Raw genomic sequence first — 20,304 nt, 5'->3', positions numbered from 1 at the left:
TCCTCCTGTATGTTATTTATTTAATGATTGCTAGAAATGATTTATAATGTTTTTCCCAATGATCACAGTTTTCGGGTTCATATGTTTTAAAGCTAAAGGAGTTGGTAACAATTTTTCTTGCTTCTTCTAAGTCTGCAATTTCTCCAAGGGCAATTAATTGAGAAAGCATATTGCCGATTGCGCTGGCTTCCACCGGCCCTGCATAAACGGTACGCTTTGCGGCGCCAGCAATAAATCGACAAAACCATTTGTTTTGTATTCCCCCGCCTCCCATATGAATCGACCGGATGTTATGATGGATTAAATTTTCCAGCCGTTCGATCACGAAACGGTATTGAAAAGCTAAGCTTTCCAATATACATCTCAAAAATTGCCCTTTCGTTTCCGGAATAGGCTGTAAAGTTTTTTGACAATAATCTTGAATAGCCTTCAGCATGCTTGGCGGGTTAAAAAACGATGGATCATTTGGATTTATAAAAGAACGGAACGGTTCTGCTTCTTCTATCAGCCGGCTTTCTTCTTCATAGGAGATGCCTTCGCCATTATCGTTCCATTCTTTTTTACACTGTTGAATAAACCATAAGCCGGTATTGTTTTTTTGCAAACGGAACTTCCCGTCAAATGTTCCTTCATTTGTGAAGCCCCATTCATAAGCTTCATCTGAAACAACCGGCTTTTCCACCGTGACACCGATCAGCACCCATGTTCCGCAGCTCATAAAACAGCTTGTTTGATCATTTTGGATCGGCATGGCACCTAAAGCACAAGCTGTATCGTGTCCTGGAACCGCGATGACATTGGCCGGATCGATCCCTAATTCCTTATTAATAGATGCTTTCGTTTTGGCCAAAATGCGATTCGTTTCTGCCAGAGGTGCAAAATTCACCTTATCTGCAAACAGCTTATTTAAAATCGTCTCATCCCAATCTTTTTTTTCCCAATTTAATAGTTGAGAAGTCGACGAGATTGTAAATTCATTTTTGATTTCCCCTGTAAACAAATAGGCGAACAGACTCGGTGTCATTAATATATATTTTGCCTTTTCTATTAGCTCAGGCCTTGTTTTCAAAATCGCATACAGCTGATAAAGCGTATTGATGGCAGCTGGCTCTACGCCAGTCATTTGAAAAAGTTTTTTCTTATCTATCTTCTCATGGACTTCATCCATAAAGAGAACGGTATGTGTATCCCGATAAGAATACGGGTTTTCTAATAGATCTCCTTCCTCGGAAATGAGACCGAAATCTACTCCCCACGTATCAAAACCAATTCCATCGATCCTTTTTCCATAAACCTCGACAAATTTTTTTATTCCTTTTTTCATTTCAGTAAATAAGTAGTTTAAATCCCAATGCAAATGATCTCCGATCGTGATGGGGTTATTTTGAAAACGGTGAATTTCTGTTATGTTTAATTTTTTATTTTCATATTCTCCGAGTATTAATCGACCATTCGAAGCACCCAAATCAAAAGCTAGTACTCTTTTCATGTCATACGCACTCCCGTAAAATAAGCCTGTTTATGACTTCTTCTTTAACAGACTGGCCCGATACTTTTCGGATGATAAATTTCGTAAATCTTCGCACTCTTGTTCCGTTAAAATTCTCGGAGTACCGACAGTTGAAGCGATGGTAAATACTTTGGCTGATTCTTCGGTTAATTGCATATAAAAAAATGCTTCTTTCATCGTTTTGCCGACTGTGAGCACCCCATGATTCCTCATCACAATGACATTGCTGTCATGGATGACTTCTCCAACAGCTTCTGCTAAAAGATTGGTTGTAGGAATAATATAATCTAAGTAGGAAACTTTCTTTACCATTGCAGGAAAATCGGGGAAAAGCATTGGGATATCTTTCCCTGCACTAGAGACTCCAACAGAGTAGCTAGGATGCGCATGCAACACTGCATTGATTTCTGGATTTCGCCGAAAGCATTCTAAATGCATGAGCAATTCGGAGGAAGGTTTTAAATCTCCAAAAACTTCTCCAGTGTCAATTTTTACTTTAACCCATTGATCATCTTCAATCTCCTTTAAATCAAAGCCGCTTGGTGAAATGTACATGTATTCACCATCACGCATGCTGAGATTTCCACCGGCTCCAACAACTAAACCAGCATCTACAATTTTATGTGCATATTTTTTTAGTTCTCCGATTACTGATGACATTAAATTCCACCTCTAGTATATGTTTATCATCTTGAAAACAATTTTTAAGTTTCGTTTCACCCTGTTTTTATGAGCTGGTTAATCTTTTTCCCCTTCAAGTATTTGTATAACTGGGGCTGCAAAATGCATCCCCAGCTTTCAGGTTATTATTCGTAAATGGCAGATTTAATTTCTTCATTATCAAGATTGGTTTTGTCATACCAATAGAATCCTGTGTCAATAACCTTTTCTACTTTCTCGCCATTGATTGCTTGAACAGCAGCTTTTACTGTTTCATAGCCGATACCGACCGGATTTTGTGTAATGGCTCCTGCCATTGTACCGTCTTTAATCGCTTCAATTTGCTGTTTACCAGAGTCAAAGCCGATGACAACAATTTTGCCTTGTTTATTCATTTCTTTTACTGCATTAATTACACCGATAGCTGAACCTTCGTTTGCACCATAGATCCCTTTTAAGTCAGGGTGCGCTTGGATGATTGCTTTCGCTAAGTCTGTAGATTTTAATTGGTCACCGTCGCCATATTGAATGTCGACAATTTCAATATCTGGATATTTTTCTTTTATTCTCTCAACAAATCCATCTCGGCGGTTAACACCAGTTATACTTGTTTGGTCATGAACAATTAGCGCAACTTTTCCTTTGCCTCCAATTTTTTCAGCCATTTTGTCTGCCGCTAACGCTGCAGCAGCTTTGTTATCTGTAGATGCAGTTGCCAAAGGAATATCGCTGTCAACCCCTGAGTCAAATGCAATAATCGGAATACCTTTTTCATCCGCTTCTTTTAATAAAGGAATTGATGCTTGGCTGTCTAGAGCAGCAAAACCAATTGCATCCGGCTTTTTATCAATAGCTGTTCTTAACATTTCAATTTGTTTGTCGACTTGAGATTCACTTTCTGGACCTTCAAACGTAATTTTTACGTCAAAATCTTTTGCTGCTTGTTCAGCACCTTTTTTAACAGCTTGCCAGAATTGATGCTGGAATCCTTTAGAGACAATAGCGATATAGGGTTTTCCACTGTCGCCTCCTGCGGATTCAGAGCTTCCTTCGCTCTCGTTTTTCGAGGAGCTTCCGCATGCTGACAAAATGAGCGACAACATTAAAATACCGCATAGAGTTAACAACCATTTCTTCACTGAATTTTCCCCCTTATAATTTTTTTATTTTTTAACTCTAGTTTGTAACTAGAGATAAAAAACGGAATTTAACTGCTTTTGCCTCGACGGATAATATCGATATAAACTGCAACCAAAATGACAAATCCAACAACAACTGTCTGCCATTCTTGAGGGATTGACATAATTCTCAAACCGTTTGTTAATACGCTCATAATAAGAGCCCCAATAACTGTTCCTAAAATAGTTCCTTTACCACCACTTAACGAAGTCCCTCCGATAACGACAGCTGCAATTGCTTCCAACTCATACCCGGCTCCCAAAGCAGGCTGTGCTGAATTAAGCCTTGAAGCCATTAAAACTCCTGCTATTCCTGTAAACACACCTGCAACCGTGTAAATGATGATTTTCCATTTATCCGTATTGATACCGGATAATCTTGTCGCTTCTTCATTGCTTCCAATAGAAGTTGTAAAGCGGCCAAAAATAGATTTCGTTAATAAAATTCCTGCAATAATTGCCATAATAATGAAAATTAGGACACCGTTAGGCAAATTAAATCCTGGTATAATTGAACCTAATGCAATTTCACTGAAGCTAGGTTTATCACTAAAATAAATTGGAGTTGCATCTGAAATAACAAGTGCTAATCCTTTCGCGATCATCATCATCGCCAATGTTGCAATAAATGGAGGAATTTTTAATTTTGAAACACTGAATCCGCTTATAAATCCCATTAATGCACCAGTCAGAATTCCGCCTAAAATGCCGACTATAATTGGCAAATCCCAAAAGACGATAAATACCCCTGTCATAACAGCACATAGCGTCATTCCTGTACCAATGGAAAGGTCAATTCCTCCAGTCATAATAACAAATGTAGTTCCTAACGCCATGATTCCGATAACTGTCGTTGATAATAATATCCCAGTAATATTAGTCCAATTTAAAAAGTTATCGGAGGAAATGGTAAAAAACAGAATAAGTACAATTAAACTAGCAAATGCCAATATTTGTTGCAGTGCATTGGATTTTAATAGATTTCCACTCTTTTTTGTTTCTGTGTTAGGTGCAGTTCCTGTACTCATATTGATCCTCCTCGTTTTGTATTCCAAATCCTTTTGACATAAATGATACTTAAATCGGACTCCAATTTATGATCTAGTTCGTGTTGCATAATCCATAATCTTTTCTTGAGATGCTTCTTCGTTTGTCAACTCTCCGGTGATTCTTCCTTCACACATGACGATGATTCGATGGCTCATTCTTAATATTTCCGGTAATTCGGAAGAAATCATAATAATGGATTTTCCTTGCTGAGCCAGTTCATTTAGCAGCTGATATATTTCAGTTTTCGCCCCAACATCAATTCCGCGTGTAGGTTCATCAAAGATTAAAATGTCGCAGTTTTTAGCAAGCCATTTGGCAATGACAATTTTTTGCTGGTTTCCTCCCGATAAATTCTTCGCTAGCTGTTTGATGCTTGGCGTTTTAATTTTCAGCGACTTTACATACTCTTCTGATGTTACATATCCTTTTGAGTCATTGACAAAGGTCAGCCAATTCACATAATTGCTCAGTGAAGAAATTAAAATATTCGAATTCACGTCCATTTCAAGCATTAAGCCATATCGTTTTCTGTCCTCAGACAAATAGGCAATTCCGTGTTTTACTGCATCTTCAGGCTTATTGATTTTCACTTCTTTTCCATTGATAAAAATTTGCCCTTCATCGATTTTGTCAGCACCGAAAATGGCTCTTGCTACTTCTGTGCGTCCAGCTCCCATTAAACCGGCAAAGCCCAAAATTTCTCCTTTTTTCAAAGTAAAGCTGATATTTTCTAAAAAGTTTTTGGTCGATAAGTTTTTCACTTCCAGGACTGTTTCAGCCTCTTTTGAAACCGTCGTTGTAGGGCGAGATTCATCCTGGATGTGACGGCCTACCATTAACGAAATTACCTTTTTCATATCTGTATCTTTCGTATATAACGTGTCGATGTATTGACCGTCACGCATGACTGTTATTCGGTCAGAAATGACTTTCAATTCTTCCATTCTGTGTGAAATATAAATGATGCCAACACCTTTGTTTTTTAAATTTTCAATTAAATCAAATAATGTTTTAATTTCAGATTCCGTCAATGCGGCAGTTGGCTCGTCCATCACGATAATTTTCGCATTGTAAGATAACGCTTTCGCAATCTCCACCATCTGCTGCTTTGCCACTGTTAAATCTGATACTGTTTCTTTAGGATTTAAATTAATATTGAGTTTCTCAAGCAACTCGGCTGTTTTTTCATTCAATTCCTTTTCCTTCAAAAAGAAATTAAATCCGGTGCGAGGCTCCCTGCCAATAAAAATGTTTTGGGCAACCGTTAAATCAGGCATTAAATTTAGTTCTTGGTGTATAATGCTAATGCCCATTTCCTGTGCTGCTTTCGCATTAGGAATTTCAACTTTGTTGCCTTCTAAGTAGATTTCACCTTCATCTTTTTGATAGACTCCAGACAAAATTTTCATTAAAGTCGATTTCCCAGCACCATTTTCGCCAACTAATGCTAGAACTTCCCCATAATTTAAATCCAGTCGAACTTTTGATAATGCCTTTACTCCAGGAAAACTTTTGCTTATCCCTTCCATTCTTAGTAATTGAGCTGACATCCTATCACCTACTTTACGTAACTGTCATTATCCGTCCTGAATTTTTGTTCCACTTTTACATTAATAAGATTTTTCAGATTTTTTCGCGGATTGATACTGCTTCCAATCATTTAAAAACCCTTTTAACCCGATATTTGTAAGATCTGACGCAAACATTTTCTTAAAAATATAAAATGGCATCGTTACAGCATCTGCGCCTGATTTTGCAAGATCAACGACAACCTGCGGATTTCGGATGCTTGCTCCAATAACTTTCGTTTCCGCATGCATTTGATGAATAATTTCTTTTGCCTCTTTAATAAATTGCAGCCCGTCAATCGCATGATCATCCATTCTTCCGATGTAAGGGCTTATAAAATCCACCCCTGCTTTGGCAGCTAATACAACTTGAGGCAGTGTATAAATAAGAGTCATATTCACCTTTATGCCTTCCTGTTTCAATTGATAAGCTGCGGATAATCCTTCTTCAGTCATCGGGAGTTTAATGACAATATCTTTTCCCCATGTGGACATTTCTCTCCCTTCAAGGATCATTTCTTCAGCTGTTTCTCCTGTTACCTGGCACCAGACTTCTCCATTAATTTTGGAGGAAATATCCACAATAATTTGCCGAAACTCTCTATTTTCTCTTGAAATAATGCTTGGATTTGTTGTAATCCCTGCTAAAAATCCATATTTTGAAGCAAATTCTATTTCTTGTTCATTTGCGGTGTCTAAATAAATGTCCATGATTTTCCCCCTTTCTCGCACAATTGTTTGTACATTTATTCAACCCCGTTCCATTGATTAAAAATCGGCTCCACTTGTTTATAAACTTGTTCAAACGCTTTCAAAGCTGTTTGATAAGATTGATGGTTGTGTTGATCTGGTTCAAATGATTCAGCTTCAACACACCAAGCTTTCGCTGCTGTCAAATCTTTCAGAAGGCCTACTCCTACACCGCCTGCAACCGCAGCGCCCATTGAGGTCGTTTCATCCAAAATTTTCGGTATACGGATGGTAACACCGAAAAGATCAGCCAGCATTTGCCGCCATATTCTGCTTTTCGCTCCGCCTCCAAACAGCCATATGTCTTGAAATGGCCGATCATAATTTTCTTGCAGAGCATCGAAAATAAGTTTTAAATTCATTGAAATCCCTTCCAAAACAGCACGAATCAAATCAGAACGTTTATGATTGATCGTTAATCCTATGAAACTGCCTTTTGCGTTTGGATTCCACCAAGGAGACCGCTCCCCCATTAATACGGAAGAAAAATCAATTGATTGGAGCCGATTGGTGAGCTTTCAGCCTCTTCATTCATCATTTCATAAATATGCTTCGCTGCATCCGTTTTCAAAACGTCTTGAAACAGTATGTCTCTTAACCATTGAAAGGAAGTCCCTGCTGCTTGCATCGTTCCGATGGGAATATATTTATTTTCATCCAAATGGATAAAATTGAATGTCCGCATTTCTTGATCAAAAACTGGACGAGATGACGAAAATGAGATCCAGGAAGAAGAGCCAATGTAATTAAAAATATCTCCCTCATCAATCGCACCTGCACCTAATGCAGCACAGCACCCATCTGCACCGCCCATTACAACAGGTGTACCAGGCATCAGACCTGTTTCTTCCGCCGCCTTTGAATGAACTTCACCAACAACCGCTGTTGAAGGCAAAATCTCAGGCAATTTTTCATCATCAATTTGCCATAATTTTATTAATTCTTCCGACCACTCTTTCTTTTTAATATTTAATAGATTCGTGCCGCTTGCATCAGAATAGTCGGTGGCAAATTTACCCGTTAGTTTAGCAATTATATAATCTTTTGCTTGTAAATATTTAAATGTTTCTTTATGAACAGCTGGTTCATTTTCTTGAATCCAATTAATTTTTGCTGCAGAATAGGATGGGGATAATCTGTTTCCAGTAATTTCATAGTGTTCTTTCATTCCTATCTTTTCTGCAATTGCTTCTGTTTTTTGCGCCGAACGCATATCAGCCCAAATAATTGCATTTCTTACAGCTTCTCCTTTATGATTGACTGGGACAGCCCCCATCATCTGGCCGCTGAACGTAATGCATGCAATTTGTTTCGGATCAATTTTTGCTTCTGAAATAAGTTGTTTTGATGCATTTGCCACGGCATCCCACCAATCATTCGGATTTTGTTCAACCCAATGCTGCTTCAAAAAAATGGTGGAATATTGATAGGTAGTATGAGCTATGATTTCACCGTCCGGCGATATTAATGTGGATTTATTTCCGCTTGTCCCAAGATCATGAGCAAGAATAAATTTTTGCACCATATTGTCTCCACCATCCTATCGCTTCCATCTTGAACGGAAAATGTACTAGTTTCCCAATGAAATCTATTATGAAATGACACCTTTTTTTAAAATGATATTGGCATAAAGCGCACTCTCGCTCGTTGCGATAATTGCATAAGCATTTTTGGCTCTTTCATAAAAGCTGAATCTCTCCATAAATTCTATATCCCATGGTTCGGAACATTTTTTCTCCAGAAGTTTTTTATATTCGTCCCAAATGGCCGGTTTGCTTTCATTTTGGTTTACTACTTGCATGAGAGCCACCGGTTTATCCACAAAAGTATCCAACGGAAACAAATCTAAGATAGAATCCAACAGCTCAGGAACACCATGTCCGTCAGCTCGAACCAATCTTTGAGCAAAATTTGCTGCCGGAAAATTCCCGTCTGCAATGACAATTTCGTCACCATGGCCCATTTCCATCAAAATTTTTAACAGCTCAGGAGAAAGATTCTTTGGAATACCTTTTAACAACGCTTACACAACCTTTGTTTATTTTTGTTTGTTTTTATATTATCAAATATACCAAAAAAAATAAAGAGTGTTATTATAAAAAATTTTTTGTTTTTTTTGTTTTATTTTGAAACAATTTGACTCCTTTTACGATAAAGGAACGATTGTGATTTTTGTGTTTTTTCCCTCAAACTCTTTTTTATATGCTGGATGGATATTGGAATCTGTAATAATTTCGTCCACTTTCTCAATATGATTGATTAAAGCGAACGTCCGAACGCCAAACTTGCTGGAGTCAACTAGTAAAATGGTTTTATCTGCTATCTCCATCATTTGCTTTTTTATTAATGCTTGCCATTCATTCGAATCGCTGAGACCGCCTTCAAGATGCACACCTTTGCAGGATAGGAAAGCTTTATTGACATGGTATGTTTCCAAAGATCGTTCTGCGAGAGGACCAATATACGATAACGATTTTGAAGAGAGCATTCCGCCGGTTGACATTACTTTAATTTGATCTTTGACACTTAATTCAATTGCTACTCTAATGGAATTTGTTATAACTGTTAGCGGTACATTCGGCAGTTCCTTTGCCATATACCATGCCGTCGAACTTGCATCTAAAACAATCTGGTCTCCTGGTTGTATGAGCTTAACTGCTTCTGCAGCGATTGCTTTTTTTTCTTTGGCATTTGTGACTTCACGTTCTAAATAGGACAATTCGAGCTGCTGGTCTCTTTCAATGCTGACCGCTCCCCCGTGGCTGCGCAGAAGCCTCCCTTCCTTTTCCAGCTTTTCTAAATCTCTTCGTATCGTCTCCTCCGTGACTGAAAACATTTTGCTAAGCTCCGATACTCGTACACTTAATTTTTTGTTAACGATTTCAACTATTTTCCTATGTCTTTCGGCTACAAGCACCTTGCACGTCCCCCCAATATGTTCAAAAGTTTTTCAATAGTTATCAGAAAATAATATACCACATTACCCCAATATGTCCTAAAGATTTCAAGCGCTGCCAGAAAATAATATACCACATTATAAAATGAATCATTAAATCATTGTCACCAATATTTTTAGCGCATCAGGCTCAAAGCAGTTTTCTCACAGCGCATCTATTATCTTTTAAAGCGGAAAAGGTTTTTATGCCCTTTTCCGCTTTCCGGAAGCCTCCTGATGGTTAAGTCTCCGTACGTTGTTGAAGGGGGATGACCTGCTGCAATGATTAAATCTTTCTTATTCACGAATTCGTTATAATAACCGATAACTGTTATGTGGAGAATTTTCATGAAGAGCAATGGCCAATAGGCTATTGCTCTTTTGTATTGTCGAAAGATTATCTAGTAAATGCCGCTGGAACACCTCCGTCAACTGTGATCATGCATCCTGTTGTTTTTTCAGCTTTAGAAGATGCAAAAAATGCAATCGCCTCTGCAATGTCTTCAGGATACACATTTACTAATAATGTTGTTCGTTTTTTATAATAATCTTCTAATTCATCCGGTGAAATTCCATAAGCTCTTGCACGCTCTTCACGCCACTTGGAATCCCATATTGCAGAGCCTTGAAGAACGGCATCCGGAAGAACGGAGTTTACACGTATTCCGTATTGGCCGCCTTCAGCAGCAATACATCTTGCCAAATGAGTTTCAAGCGCCTTTGCAGCACTGTAAGCAGCCGCATTCTTTCCAGCATAAATTGAATTTTTCGAGCCAACAAATACCATATTCCCGCCAATACCTTGCGCCTTCATTTGTTTAAACGCTTCGCGAGCTACTAAAAAGTATCCTGTACCAAGAACGTTCATATTTAAATTCCATTCTTGCAAAGTTGTTTCATCGAACGGACTGGATGTAGCAAGTCCAGCGTTGTTGACAATAATATCGACTCCGCCGAAGGCAAGGGCAGCTTCTTTAAAGGCAGCTTGCACTTCTTCCTCTTTTGTTACGTCCATTTTGACGGCAATTGCACGATTTTCGCCATATTTTTCGTTAATTTCTTTAGCTTTTTCCTCTGCTCCTTCGATGTTTAAATCAGCGATAACAACATGTGCGCCTTCGCTGGCTAGACGTCGGCACGTCGCACTGCCAATTCCTCCTGCACCGCCTGTGACAAAAGCCACTTTGCGCGAAAATTCTGCTTCTGGCGGAGCAAGCGTTAATTTGTAGAGCTCAAGCGGCCAATATTCTACATTATAAGACTCATTTTCGTTTAATGAGACGAACTTCCCGATCGCATCTGTCCCTTTCATGACAGCGATGGCGCGATGATAAAGAGCTCCGCTGATCCTTGACATTTTTTCGTTTTTCCCTGTATTCACCATTCCAATACCAGGAATTAAGATTACTCTAGGGGCAGCTTCAAACATTTTGTCCCCTTCGTTTTTGTTCCGCTCAAAATAAGCTTTGTAGTCTTTTTTATAATTGGAAACTCCTTCTTTTATTTTTTCCTTTAATTGCTCTTTATTTTCTGTTTGCGGATCCCATTCGATGTATAAAGGAACCCGCTTCGTGTGAACTAAATGATCAGGGCATGCTGCGCCTATTTGAGAAAGTTCTTTTGCGTTTCGACTGTTAACAAACTGAAGAACATCCTCTCCGTCATCCCAAGTTAAAATCATTTTTCTTTCATCGCTTACAGCACCACGAATAACTGGCAGTATTTCCGCTAGGATTTCTTTTCTTTCATCTTTGGAAAGGGCTTTATATTTTAATCCGCCAAATGCTTTTTCTTCATCGATTCGCTCTTTTATATAGTTTTCTGCTTCATTAATAATAGAAATCGTTTTTGCATAGCATTCCTCTGAAGTATCGCCCCATGTGACTAAGCCGTGTTTTTCCATCAACACTAACTCTGCATTCGGGTTGTTTTTCACGCCTTCAGCAATCATTTTGGAAAGCGTAAATCCAGGACGCACGTAAGGCACCCAAACAAATCGGTTGCCGTAAATCTCCTCAGCAATTTGCTTTCCGTTGTCCGCACAGCAAATGCTGATAATCGCATCAGGATGCGTGTGATCAACATGCTTGAACGGAAGAAATGCGTGCAGCAAAGTTTCAATCGAAGGGCGTGGATGCTTGTGATCAATCATGCAATGAGATAAATAAGCTACCATTTCTTCGTCGGACATTTCATCTCGTTCTATAAGCGGGCGGATATCGTCCAATTTAAGTCCTGTAAAATTGTGCGCTTTCATTGTCGCTAAATCTGAACCGCTTCCTTTTACCCACATGACTTCAATTTCACGGCCGCGGAAATCGCTTTCAATTGTTTTCATTGAAGTGTTGCCTCCGCCCCAGTTGCATACAGCGCGATCAGCTCCGATTAAATTGGAACGGTAGACTAACTGTTCTAAACCTTCCGACAATTTCTTAGCTTTTTCTGAATCCCACAAACTTTTGACCATCTGTTGACCTCCATTTTTGTTTTTATTTATTTTAAATATAACATATGATTGTTTATTATTGAATATATTTTTTTATTTTTGTTTTTTTGTTTTGAATATTTTATTTATAGCTAAGGTTTGAAATGTATATTGTTTACTTGTTGATTTCACGTCTATTATTTTGGGATTTTTCAATCAAGGGAAAAATAAAAGGTAAATCAACATAAAAAAAAGGGATCAAAATATGAAGGGAATATAATCAGGCAGGATCATATAGTTGCTCTCTTTTACAAGACGAGGGGAATAATGTATAATGAAGTTGAAAAATTGCATCAACAACCAGACGACCAAAGGTGCTGCGACACCTTTGGCCCTGCAACAGACGGTTCCCTTCAAGGGGATCAGGCAGCAGGTAAAAAATAATCCACCACTGCTATCAACTCAAGGGTGGATTATTTTTTTTGCGGATTTGACAGCATTGTAATTATAAGGCTTGAAAAACTGATCGCAAACATTAACGCTTCGAATACTGTCATCGGCACACCCCCTTTCTGTACGGGGTAAATGCCAACCACCCTTGAGTCTACCGTTCTATTGCATTTTCATTATATCAAATACTAAATTTTGAATCTATAAAAAACAGAACATTTGTTCCTTTTTTACTAGAAATTAAATTTTTAGCAAATAATTATTGAAAATTCTGTAAATGGGGTATACATTTGTAGTAAGGGGAGGGAGAAGTATGAGCCGTTTAATAAAGAAAAAAGCTGCTCAACAAGCACTCAAAAAAGTCGTGCATGTAAGCGATATCATTAAGAAACAGCTAGATCCTCAGCTTCCGCTAACCGAACAGCTCGACAAAATTCGAAAAACGTTCGATGAAAGGCTGGACCAAGACGAATATTTTTTGGTCGTAGATGAAACAGGATATTCTCCGCTACATACCAATCGCCTTCGTGAAGGAAGAGTATTTTCGGATGAGGTCGGCAAAAAAGCCGCTACAACAAAAGAACCGCTTTTGCAGCTGTATATCCGTGATACAGGAGAAATTCTTGTTGATGCGAGCTGTCCGCTCGTTACAGACAGTACTGGAAAACGTTATAATATCCGGTTAGGAAGACTCATTCATCGCCCGTATTTGCAAATGAATTTTGCCATGCTATCGTTTTTGCCAAGCTTTCTTTGCCTCATGACAGCTTTATTTATGCAATTATCTTTTCGTCAAGCAATTATTTTATTTTTCGTAACTATTTGCGTAAGTGCAGTAAACAACTTCTTTGTTTACCGCTCGTTCACTTCTAATCTTAGACAATGGTATAACGTCACACGTACTGTATCATCTGGCAACCTTCATGTCGAAGTAGATATTGTCGGCAAACGCAATGAGTTTCATCAAATAGGTTATGAAATTAATAAAATTATTTTTGGAATCCGGTCGATTTTAGGCGAGTTTGCCAATGCCGTCAAAACTGTCAAGAAGGTCAGTCAAGATCAAAAAAAAGAAGCGAATCGCTTATCGGAAATTTTTGATGAAGTTGCTGCAACAATGGAAGTGTTCCGCGAAGGCTCCAAACAGCAGACCGATTCGTTTAAAAAAGTTAGCGAACTGGCAAATTCGATGATAGAAGGTGTATCAAATATGGGATCGGAAATTGAACGTGTTGTTGAATACGCTCAATCAACGATGCGTTCAGCAGATGAAGGGCAACAAATGATTGAAAAAACGGAACAGCTTATGCTAAATATTGAAAATGACACGAAAAAGGCAACTTCCCTCATCCAAATGGTATCCAAAAAAGCGGATCAAGCGATGGAAATGGCTTCTGCGATCACAGCAATTGCCAAGCAAACGAACCTTTTAGCATTAAATGCTTCCATTGAAGCAGCGAGAGCAGGTGAATCTGGAAAAGGCTTTGCGATTGTAGCTGCAGAAGTGAGCAAACTGGCAGATGATACAAATTCTTTTGCGGCTAAAATTTTATCTTCGTTGGAAGAAACGAGAAATGATTTAGCTCATGCCGTTACTGCCGTCAAAAAAAATGAAGAAAGTGTTGATCAAGCTTCCTTGTCTATATCTGGAACAAAAGAAAGCATGCAGACATTTAAGCGAATGTTTTCAGACATTCATTCTCTGTTAAAGCATAATCGAGAAAACGTCATAAACATTCGTGAAAACGGCAACAATTTAAAAGGTTTAATAGAAAATGTAAACTTAATCGCACATGATTTCACCAACACAGTCAACGAAACAACGGCAGCATTGGAGGAACATATTGAAGGGATCCATGAGCTTGCAAAGGAATCGGTTATTCTTTCCGATGCTGTCATACATCTTCAAAAAATTTTAAACCGCTTTCAATTACAATAAATGTCTTGATTGACTGGGGGTTTTCTCTTTACTATTAAAAATCACATCGTCAAGAAGCGAATATTTGCAGGAATAATCGAAAATGCAAAAGGGAGATCCCCCAACTTCGGTAGTTGAGAAAAAATACTGCGCAGAAATTGACTCATTTTCATCATTATCAAAGCTTCCAAAAAATTAAGCAGCCAAACTCCTAGTATATAGGAATCGGGCTGCTTGCTACGTTTATTATTATCTGCTCAAAATCAAAAGAAAACCATTTTGCGTAATGTCTTCTTTATTTATTTTTCGATAGCTGCAAAGCTTTTTTAATATCTTTAAGCGCATTGGATTTTCCGTACATCAATACGCCGCCTTTGTAAACTCTTGCCCCGAAGACAGCTAATATAGCAATGGATGCTATTAATAAACCGATTCCTAAAAGCGGCTCCCAAATTGGAAGATCCAGCATTCCAACCCGCAAAAACATCAGCATCGGGGTAAACGGCGGAATGTATGATGTGATCGTAACATAGGAAGCTTCCGGATTGCTCAAACCAAATATCGCTAGCATAAAGCCCGCCACAACCGTTAAAATCATCGGAGTGATCAACTGCTGAACATCTTCTATACGACTGACCAGCGAGCCTAGAAAGGCAGCCATCGTCGCATATAATAAATAGCCTAAAATAAAGAAAATGACTGCATATAGAATGGTCGACAACGACGTGTTTTGGAATCCAAAGAAAGAGAAAAATCCTCCATCCATCGATTCTAAATTTTGTTTAATGGAAACGTAGCCGACAATAAGCCATAAGGCAAGCTGCGTTAAACTCAATAGAGCAACACCTAAAATTTTCGCAAACATTTGTGTAATAGGAGGAACACTGGAAATTAAAATTTCCATCACTCTAGAAGATTTTTCTACTGCTACCTCCATCGCAATCATATTTGCATACATGATCACTGCAAAATATATTACAAATAAAAGTACATATACGAGACCTCTCGCTTGATTCAATTCTTCCACCGTTTTTGCGTTGGCATTCAACGCTTCCATTTCAAAAGATACTGGCGCATTCAGCTTCATCAGTTCCTCTTGCGTTAATTTCAATTGACCTGCTGTCCATACCATGCTCACTTGTTGGAGGGCATATTGCAAATCGTTTGGAACGGTTGAGTCTGCAAGAGACGCTGCTTTATATACCGCCATCGGCCGGTTTTCATCATTTAAAGATAAAACGAGATACCCTTTGATCTCATCATTTAATACATTCTTTTTCAGCTTTTCTTCGGAAGCATTAGTTTTTTGCAATTGAATGTCCGGATTAACTTCTTTCAATTGCTTTTTAAACGGTTCAAATAAAGAATTTGATTGATCAATGACTGCAAGGCGTTCTTGATTTTCACCAGAATTAAAAAAATCGATAATTTTTGATATGTTTCCCAAAACTAGAATAATAAGCAATGTAATAACCGTGGAAATGATAAATTGCTTCGATCTTAGTTTGGTAAAATAAGTGTGGAACAAAACAGTCCAAAAGTTATGCATAGGCCGCACCCACTTTCTCTATAAAAATATCATGTAATGAAGGCTCTTCTATTTGGAATTTGCGAATAAATCCTTTATCGACAATCTCCTGTAACAATTGTTGTGCGGTCTCTTCTCTTTCAATTTGCAATTGAATCCCTTCAACTGTTGTCTTGGCTTTTACGACACCTGGGAAATTCTTTAAGAAATTGAGATCAAAATCCGCATGAATCACGAGATTTTTTTTGCCAAAGGAACGTTTAATTTCTTTGAGCGACCCATGAACTACAGGGCTTCCCCTATGTAATATGCATAAATGTTCACATAATTCCTCAACGTGCTCCATCCGATGGCTGGAAAACACAATGGATGTACCGGCATTTTTCAAATCAATGACAGCCTCTTTCAATTGCTCAACATTGACCGGATCCAATCCGCTAAACGGTTCATCCAAGATGAGCAGCTTCGGTTTATGTATGACAGCAGCAATAAATTGAATTTTTTGCTGGTTTCCTTTCGACAGCTCTTCGACTTTTTTTTCAGCGTACTCTGGCACTTTAAACCGTTCGAGCCAATTTGCCAGCTCCTTCAGCGCATCTTTTTTGTTCATCCCTCTTAATCTGGCTAAATAGACAATCTGATCCTTTACCTTTAATTTCGGGTACAATCCCCGCTCTTCGGGCAAATATCCGATATACGGGCTCGTGCTATAATCAATTTTTTCTCCATTCCATGTAATGGTTCCTTCAGTTGGTGCCAGCAGCCCTAAAATCATGCGAAATGTTGTCGTTTTTCCAGCACCGTTTGCCCCTAAAAAACCAAACATTTCTTTTTCCGGAATGGATAAAGACAGCTTATCCACAGCGGTGAAATCGCCAAATTTTTTCGTCACTTGCTCTAGCTTCAACGTCATGTATTTTCCTCCTCTCATCTTTTAATACGGATCAAACAAGAAAAAAGTTCAGTAATCGTTTTAAAATTCTGTCTAAATCACAAGTGAAACATCGATGACAATGATGATATGAAAACTATGTAAAAAATATTTAAACCACATAATTAAAACAGGAGGATGCTTCACAAAAGTTGTTCAAACTTTTGGAAGCACCTCTCCATTTAATAAATGTTGAGATGAACAAAAAGGCAGAAACCTTTTTTTATTACTTAAAGGTTCACTGATTTGATTTTAGAATCCGAACTGAGGATGGATTTTGAAGAAATGCCACTGTGAAGGACAAAAATAATCTAATAAAATTTATAAACGGCCTTCATGGAGGTGATAGAATCCAAAAAAAGGAAATTGCATATACTGAATGTCCGTCATAACTTTTGAAGGACAGAATGAAAATGGCGTGCATAGAAAAAGTCCTTCATAAGATTCCCGAAGGACATAAATCAAGATAGGGAAACATAGGAAAAGCAGTTGTCCAGAAAGCCAAAATCTTTTGGAAACGAAAAACATAAACATTGAATATCGAAAGGGCACCTATAAGCCGAAAAAATCGACTACTTTGACAGTGACTTTTGCCATTATGATTCGGCTTCTTTTCGGCAATAGGAACGCCATCCTCCAAAATCTGTAATATCCTCGAATCGATTGGCGATATACGCCTTCCAAAAGAAAGCCCGACACTTTGTTTCCGTTGATCAGTTTTACTGTTCCTACTCTAAAAGATTTGTATCCCTAATTTTTTACAGAATACTAAAACCATTTCTTCTTGCCTCTCTTTTTATCGATGACAGCTAAAGCTCTAATGGGAAATTTATCAATAAACGGTTCTACTGAAATGCTATAATGTGCCTCGATATCTTTTTTTAATTGATCGCGTAAATCTGTCAATCGGTTTACTATATAATCCATCTTAAATACAGGATCAAACGGTTCCTTTCTCCAAATAGAAGTGAGTCGAGCCTTATCGTTATTGTCAAAAGGGATGATTGAAATTAACGGTTCATCCTCATGCCATTCAAGAGAATAATAATGGAATTCAGGGATGATATATTTTTTACTCTCGATAATGGCAAGCCATCTGTGTAAGTATAGATAGAATTCTAATAAAGCAACATATTCTTGACAATATGATCTTCCATCTACCTTAATTTCAAAATCTCCATCAACTCTAAGTACGATAGCGGAATCCTTTTTCCACTTTTTAGGAATGTAAGATTCATCGGTCGTAAAGTGATAGACAAACTCTAATTGATTGGATATGCTGTCCATATTTTACCATCCCACCCTACTACTATTTTAATTTTTTTCTGACCTTTTGTACCTATTACTTTACCAAGGTTGGCTATAACTACAAATGACAAATCCGCATTTTTTGTTTCTACCTCTGGATTTAAAGAATACGATGCGTTCTTAGAATTTAATCCTTCTTTAACCCAATTATTTACTTGGCTTTTACTGCTAGTATTGAATTTAGCATAGGTTCCTCCAGTGCTTTTCAAATGCTTATCTTTTACACGAAAACTAGAAACTTTACTTTTTGCTGCTTTAACGGCTGCCTTTGCAAATGTGTTAAGAACGGCTTTAGAGCTTTTTATCGACTTAACGATAAGTTTTTTTCCAAATTTTTTTATGGCATACTTGATTCCATGTTTTGCAACTACTCCGATTATAACCGCCGGCAGAACCGAAGCTTGAGCATCAATGGTATTGATCTGGTAAGATTCTCCGGTATCTTGATCAATGAGTGTTGCAATAAAATCGGTGCCGTCAATTTCTTGCAACACTACATCAAAATGTTGAGTAATGATTTCTCCATTCTCTAATGATACTAGCAACCGCTGTACCATGTCCGTATGAATCTATTTGATTATTTTTCTCGTTGAACCTTTTTGATACTTTGACACGAGCCTTTTCTTCATCAATTCCACTATCAATAATGGCAATTTTTATAGGTGTGTCTGTTAAAGAGTTAGGATCAGCATATTCCTTCTGTATGGAGCATAGAGCCCAATTCTGATTACAATCAATTTTTTGATCATAGGATAATTGATGATTGCATGAAGCTAAGAAGATGAAGAATATTATAAAAAAAATAGTTTTCTTCATTAGCATTGCATAAATATAGTTAGAATTTTCTGTTAATTATTTTTTGTGAATTTGTGCCAAAAAGACAAAACCTAAAGAAAGGTGGCACTGCCCATTTGGTAAATATATACAGTTAAATCAGAGCGACAACGACAAAAGGGAGATTATGGACTGGCTCGCCCATCAAATTTTCGCAACCAAACATAAGCTGGTTTCCACAGAGCTCTCTTTAACCAACGAGTAATTCGAAGTAGAGATTTCTTACTTTTCATCTCCAATTGAATGAGAACATGTAAGCAATACGTGATAAGGGCTAAGAAAATTTGATTTTGAATAGCTGTTTCACTCATTCCATAAAAGTGCTTAATTTCCACGTGTTGCTTGAGCCATTTGAAAAAGAGCTCAATAGCCCAGCGAGATCGGTAAATATCACTTATCTCTTCTGGTTTTAAATCAAATCGGTTGGTGATGAAACGAAGTAAGTTCCCTTTTGTGTCCGTAACTTCTAGTAGACGAAAGACATTTTCAGTACGATTTTGTGTGGTACCAATGTAGACCATTTTATCGGATAGAACGTGACAATCATCAGGAAGTGAAAATGTATAGACTTCACGAATGACTGCGTTTTTCTTCAGTCTTGAAACGAAGAAATAGCCATCATCTGTCATCCGATCAAAACGTTCATAGTCCACATAACCGCGGTCAAACACATACATGGCTTCTTGATCATCCACTAGGACTTCGAGTTGATTTCGGTCATGTTCTTTTGCTGTCGTAATCACTGCTTTTTCAGGATAGACGGTGTCTTTATCCATGAAAACGAGCCGTAAGTGTAGCTTTACACCAGCTTTTGTTTTACGGAATTTTGCCCATTTATAATGGGTCAAATTCAACGGGAGTGTACTTGAATCAATGATTTTCAGTGGCATATTCTTTCCGTTTTGATAATGGTGCCGTTGAATTTTCCAAACAAGATCCAAGAACAAATTTGCAAGAATTAGTGGGTGGATCTGATTGTTTTTTCGGGATAGCTGAGAGGCACTTATCGATTCAAATCCGAGTGCTTTTTGAAGATCTTCGTCTACAAGTGCATCACTCATTTCCTCTAAGCTCGTAAATTCGAGCAGCTGGGCTACCAATAAAAGTTTAATATAGGCTTCTGTTGTCAGCTTTTTTGTGTAATAGTCCTGTTTCAATTCTTTGACTTGTTCGCTAAGTTTTTGAATATTTATGGGTGAAACCCATTTACCAAATGATGAAATTAGTGTATTCTTGTCCATAATGGTTATCCTTTACGA

The 20,304-nt window shown here is 37.9% G+C and carries 19 protein-coding genes; 2 read left to right on the top strand and 17 right to left on the bottom strand.

Annotated features, from left to right (window positions below):
• Nucleotides 1–16 precede the first annotated feature (16 nt).
• The 11 genes from NSQ71_RS03600 to NSQ71_RS03550 all read right to left on the bottom strand — a co-directional run bounded on the left by NSQ71_RS03600 (nt 17) and on the right by NSQ71_RS03550 (nt 12,118).
• On the bottom strand, nt 17–1,489 hold the full coding sequence (locus NSQ71_RS03600) for a rhamnulokinase (protein ID WP_063389245.1): 1,473 nt from the start codon (nt 1,487–1,489) through the stop codon (nt 17–19).
• A 30-nt stretch (nt 1,490–1,519) separates the two neighbouring features.
• Nucleotides 1,520–2,170, bottom strand: coding sequence for a class II aldolase/adducin family protein (locus NSQ71_RS03595; RefSeq protein ID WP_340732915.1), 651 nt, complete (start codon nt 2,168–2,170; stop codon nt 1,520–1,522).
• A 146-nt stretch (nt 2,171–2,316) separates the two neighbouring features.
• A complete protein-coding gene (locus NSQ71_RS03590) occupies nt 2,317–3,273 on the bottom strand; it encodes an ABC transporter substrate-binding protein (RefSeq protein WP_339195662.1) in 957 nt (318 codons plus the stop codon).
• Between the two features lie 104 nt (nt 3,274–3,377).
• Nucleotides 3,378–4,376 carry an ABC transporter permease gene (locus NSQ71_RS03585; protein WP_063389247.1) on the bottom strand — a complete coding sequence of 333 codons (999 nt, stop codon included), beginning with the start codon at nt 4,374–4,376 and terminating at the stop codon, nt 3,378–3,380.
• Nucleotides 4,377–4,442: 66 nt separating this feature from the next.
• Entirely contained in the window at nt 4,443–5,948 is a 1,506-nt protein-coding gene (locus NSQ71_RS03580; RefSeq protein ID WP_327873231.1) for a sugar ABC transporter ATP-binding protein, read from the bottom strand.
• A gap of 60 nt (nt 5,949–6,008) precedes the next feature.
• Nucleotides 6,009–6,677, bottom strand: coding sequence for a transaldolase family protein (locus NSQ71_RS03575; protein WP_066246789.1), 669 nt, complete (start codon nt 6,675–6,677; stop codon nt 6,009–6,011).
• A 35-nt stretch (nt 6,678–6,712) separates the two neighbouring features.
• A complete protein-coding gene (locus NSQ71_RS03570) occupies nt 6,713–7,189 on the bottom strand; it encodes an FGGY-family carbohydrate kinase (RefSeq protein ID WP_340732913.1) in 477 nt (158 codons plus the stop codon).
• Complete coding sequence (locus NSQ71_RS03565; RefSeq protein WP_340732911.1) at nt 7,189–8,241, bottom strand: xylulokinase; 1,053 nt, start codon at nt 8,239–8,241, stop codon at nt 7,189–7,191. Before NSQ71_RS03565 ends, NSQ71_RS03570 begins: the two co-directional genes overlap by 1 nt.
• Before the next feature lie 66 nt (nt 8,242–8,307).
• The gene (locus NSQ71_RS03560) at nt 8,308–8,736 is read right to left on the bottom strand and encodes an RbsD/FucU family protein (RefSeq protein WP_063389250.1); all 429 of its coding nucleotides are present in this window, start codon (nt 8,734–8,736) and stop codon (nt 8,308–8,310) included.
• Nucleotides 8,737–8,862: 126 nt separating this feature from the next.
• Nucleotides 8,863–9,633: a DeoR/GlpR family DNA-binding transcription regulator gene (locus NSQ71_RS03555; protein ID WP_066246791.1), complete on the bottom strand. Its 771-nt coding sequence runs from the start codon at nt 9,631–9,633 to the stop codon at nt 8,863–8,865.
• Between the two features lie 415 nt (nt 9,634–10,048).
• Nucleotides 10,049–12,118: a bifunctional aldolase/short-chain dehydrogenase gene (locus NSQ71_RS03550; protein ID WP_340732909.1), complete on the bottom strand. Its 2,070-nt coding sequence runs from the start codon at nt 12,116–12,118 to the stop codon at nt 10,049–10,051.
• Nucleotides 12,119–12,410: 292 nt separating this feature from the next.
• Here NSQ71_RS03550 and NSQ71_RS03545 point away from each other — a divergent pair, with 292 nt between their 5' ends.
• Nucleotides 12,411–12,581 (top strand): hypothetical protein, encoded by a 171-nt coding sequence (locus NSQ71_RS03545; protein WP_158640191.1) that lies wholly within the window; start codon nt 12,411–12,413, stop codon nt 12,579–12,581.
• Here the strand turns inward: NSQ71_RS03545 and NSQ71_RS18470 are convergent.
• Nucleotides 12,550–12,633 (bottom strand): putative holin-like toxin, encoded by an 84-nt coding sequence (locus NSQ71_RS18470; protein ID WP_375338799.1) that lies wholly within the window; start codon nt 12,631–12,633, stop codon nt 12,550–12,552. The genes NSQ71_RS03545 and NSQ71_RS18470 overlap by 32 nt on opposite strands.
• A gap of 206 nt (nt 12,634–12,839) precedes the next feature.
• Between NSQ71_RS18470 and NSQ71_RS03540 the strand changes: the two genes are divergently transcribed.
• Nucleotides 12,840–14,465 (top strand): methyl-accepting chemotaxis protein, encoded by a 1,626-nt coding sequence (locus NSQ71_RS03540; RefSeq protein WP_340732907.1) that lies wholly within the window; start codon nt 12,840–12,842, stop codon nt 14,463–14,465.
• Between the two features lie 274 nt (nt 14,466–14,739).
• On the opposite strand, the gene NSQ71_RS03535 is transcribed toward NSQ71_RS03540, so the two are convergent.
• From NSQ71_RS03535 to NSQ71_RS03515, 5 genes are all read right to left on the bottom strand, one after another.
• A complete protein-coding gene (locus tag NSQ71_RS03535) occupies nt 14,740–15,993 on the bottom strand; it encodes an ABC transporter permease (protein ID WP_340732906.1) in 1,254 nt (417 codons plus the stop codon).
• Nucleotides 15,986–16,885 (bottom strand): ABC transporter ATP-binding protein, encoded by a 900-nt coding sequence (locus tag NSQ71_RS03530; RefSeq protein ID WP_327862558.1) that lies wholly within the window; start codon nt 16,883–16,885, stop codon nt 15,986–15,988. Before NSQ71_RS03530 ends, NSQ71_RS03535 begins: the two co-directional genes overlap by 8 nt.
• A gap of 786 nt (nt 16,886–17,671) precedes the next feature.
• On the bottom strand, nt 17,672–18,190 hold the full coding sequence (locus tag NSQ71_RS03525; RefSeq protein WP_340732902.1) for a DUF7878 domain-containing protein: 519 nt from the start codon (nt 18,188–18,190) through the stop codon (nt 17,672–17,674).
• The gene (locus NSQ71_RS03520) at nt 18,166–18,768 is read right to left on the bottom strand and encodes an SAR2788 family putative toxin (RefSeq protein ID WP_340732901.1); all 603 of its coding nucleotides are present in this window, start codon (nt 18,766–18,768) and stop codon (nt 18,166–18,168) included. The genes NSQ71_RS03525 and NSQ71_RS03520 overlap by 25 nt, the downstream gene beginning before the upstream one ends.
• A gap of 402 nt (nt 18,769–19,170) precedes the next feature.
• Entirely contained in the window at nt 19,171–20,286 is a 1,116-nt protein-coding gene (locus NSQ71_RS03515) for an IS4 family transposase (protein WP_340732900.1), read from the bottom strand.
• Nucleotides 20,287–20,304: the final 18 nt, after the last annotated feature.

The sequence above is a fragment of the Aeribacillus sp. FSL M8-0235 genome, from assembly GCF_038000355.1.
Classification (GTDB): Bacteria; Bacillota; Bacilli; order Bacillales; family Aeribacillaceae; genus Aeribacillus; species Aeribacillus composti.
This window is presented reverse-complemented; position numbering and strand designations above follow the sequence as displayed.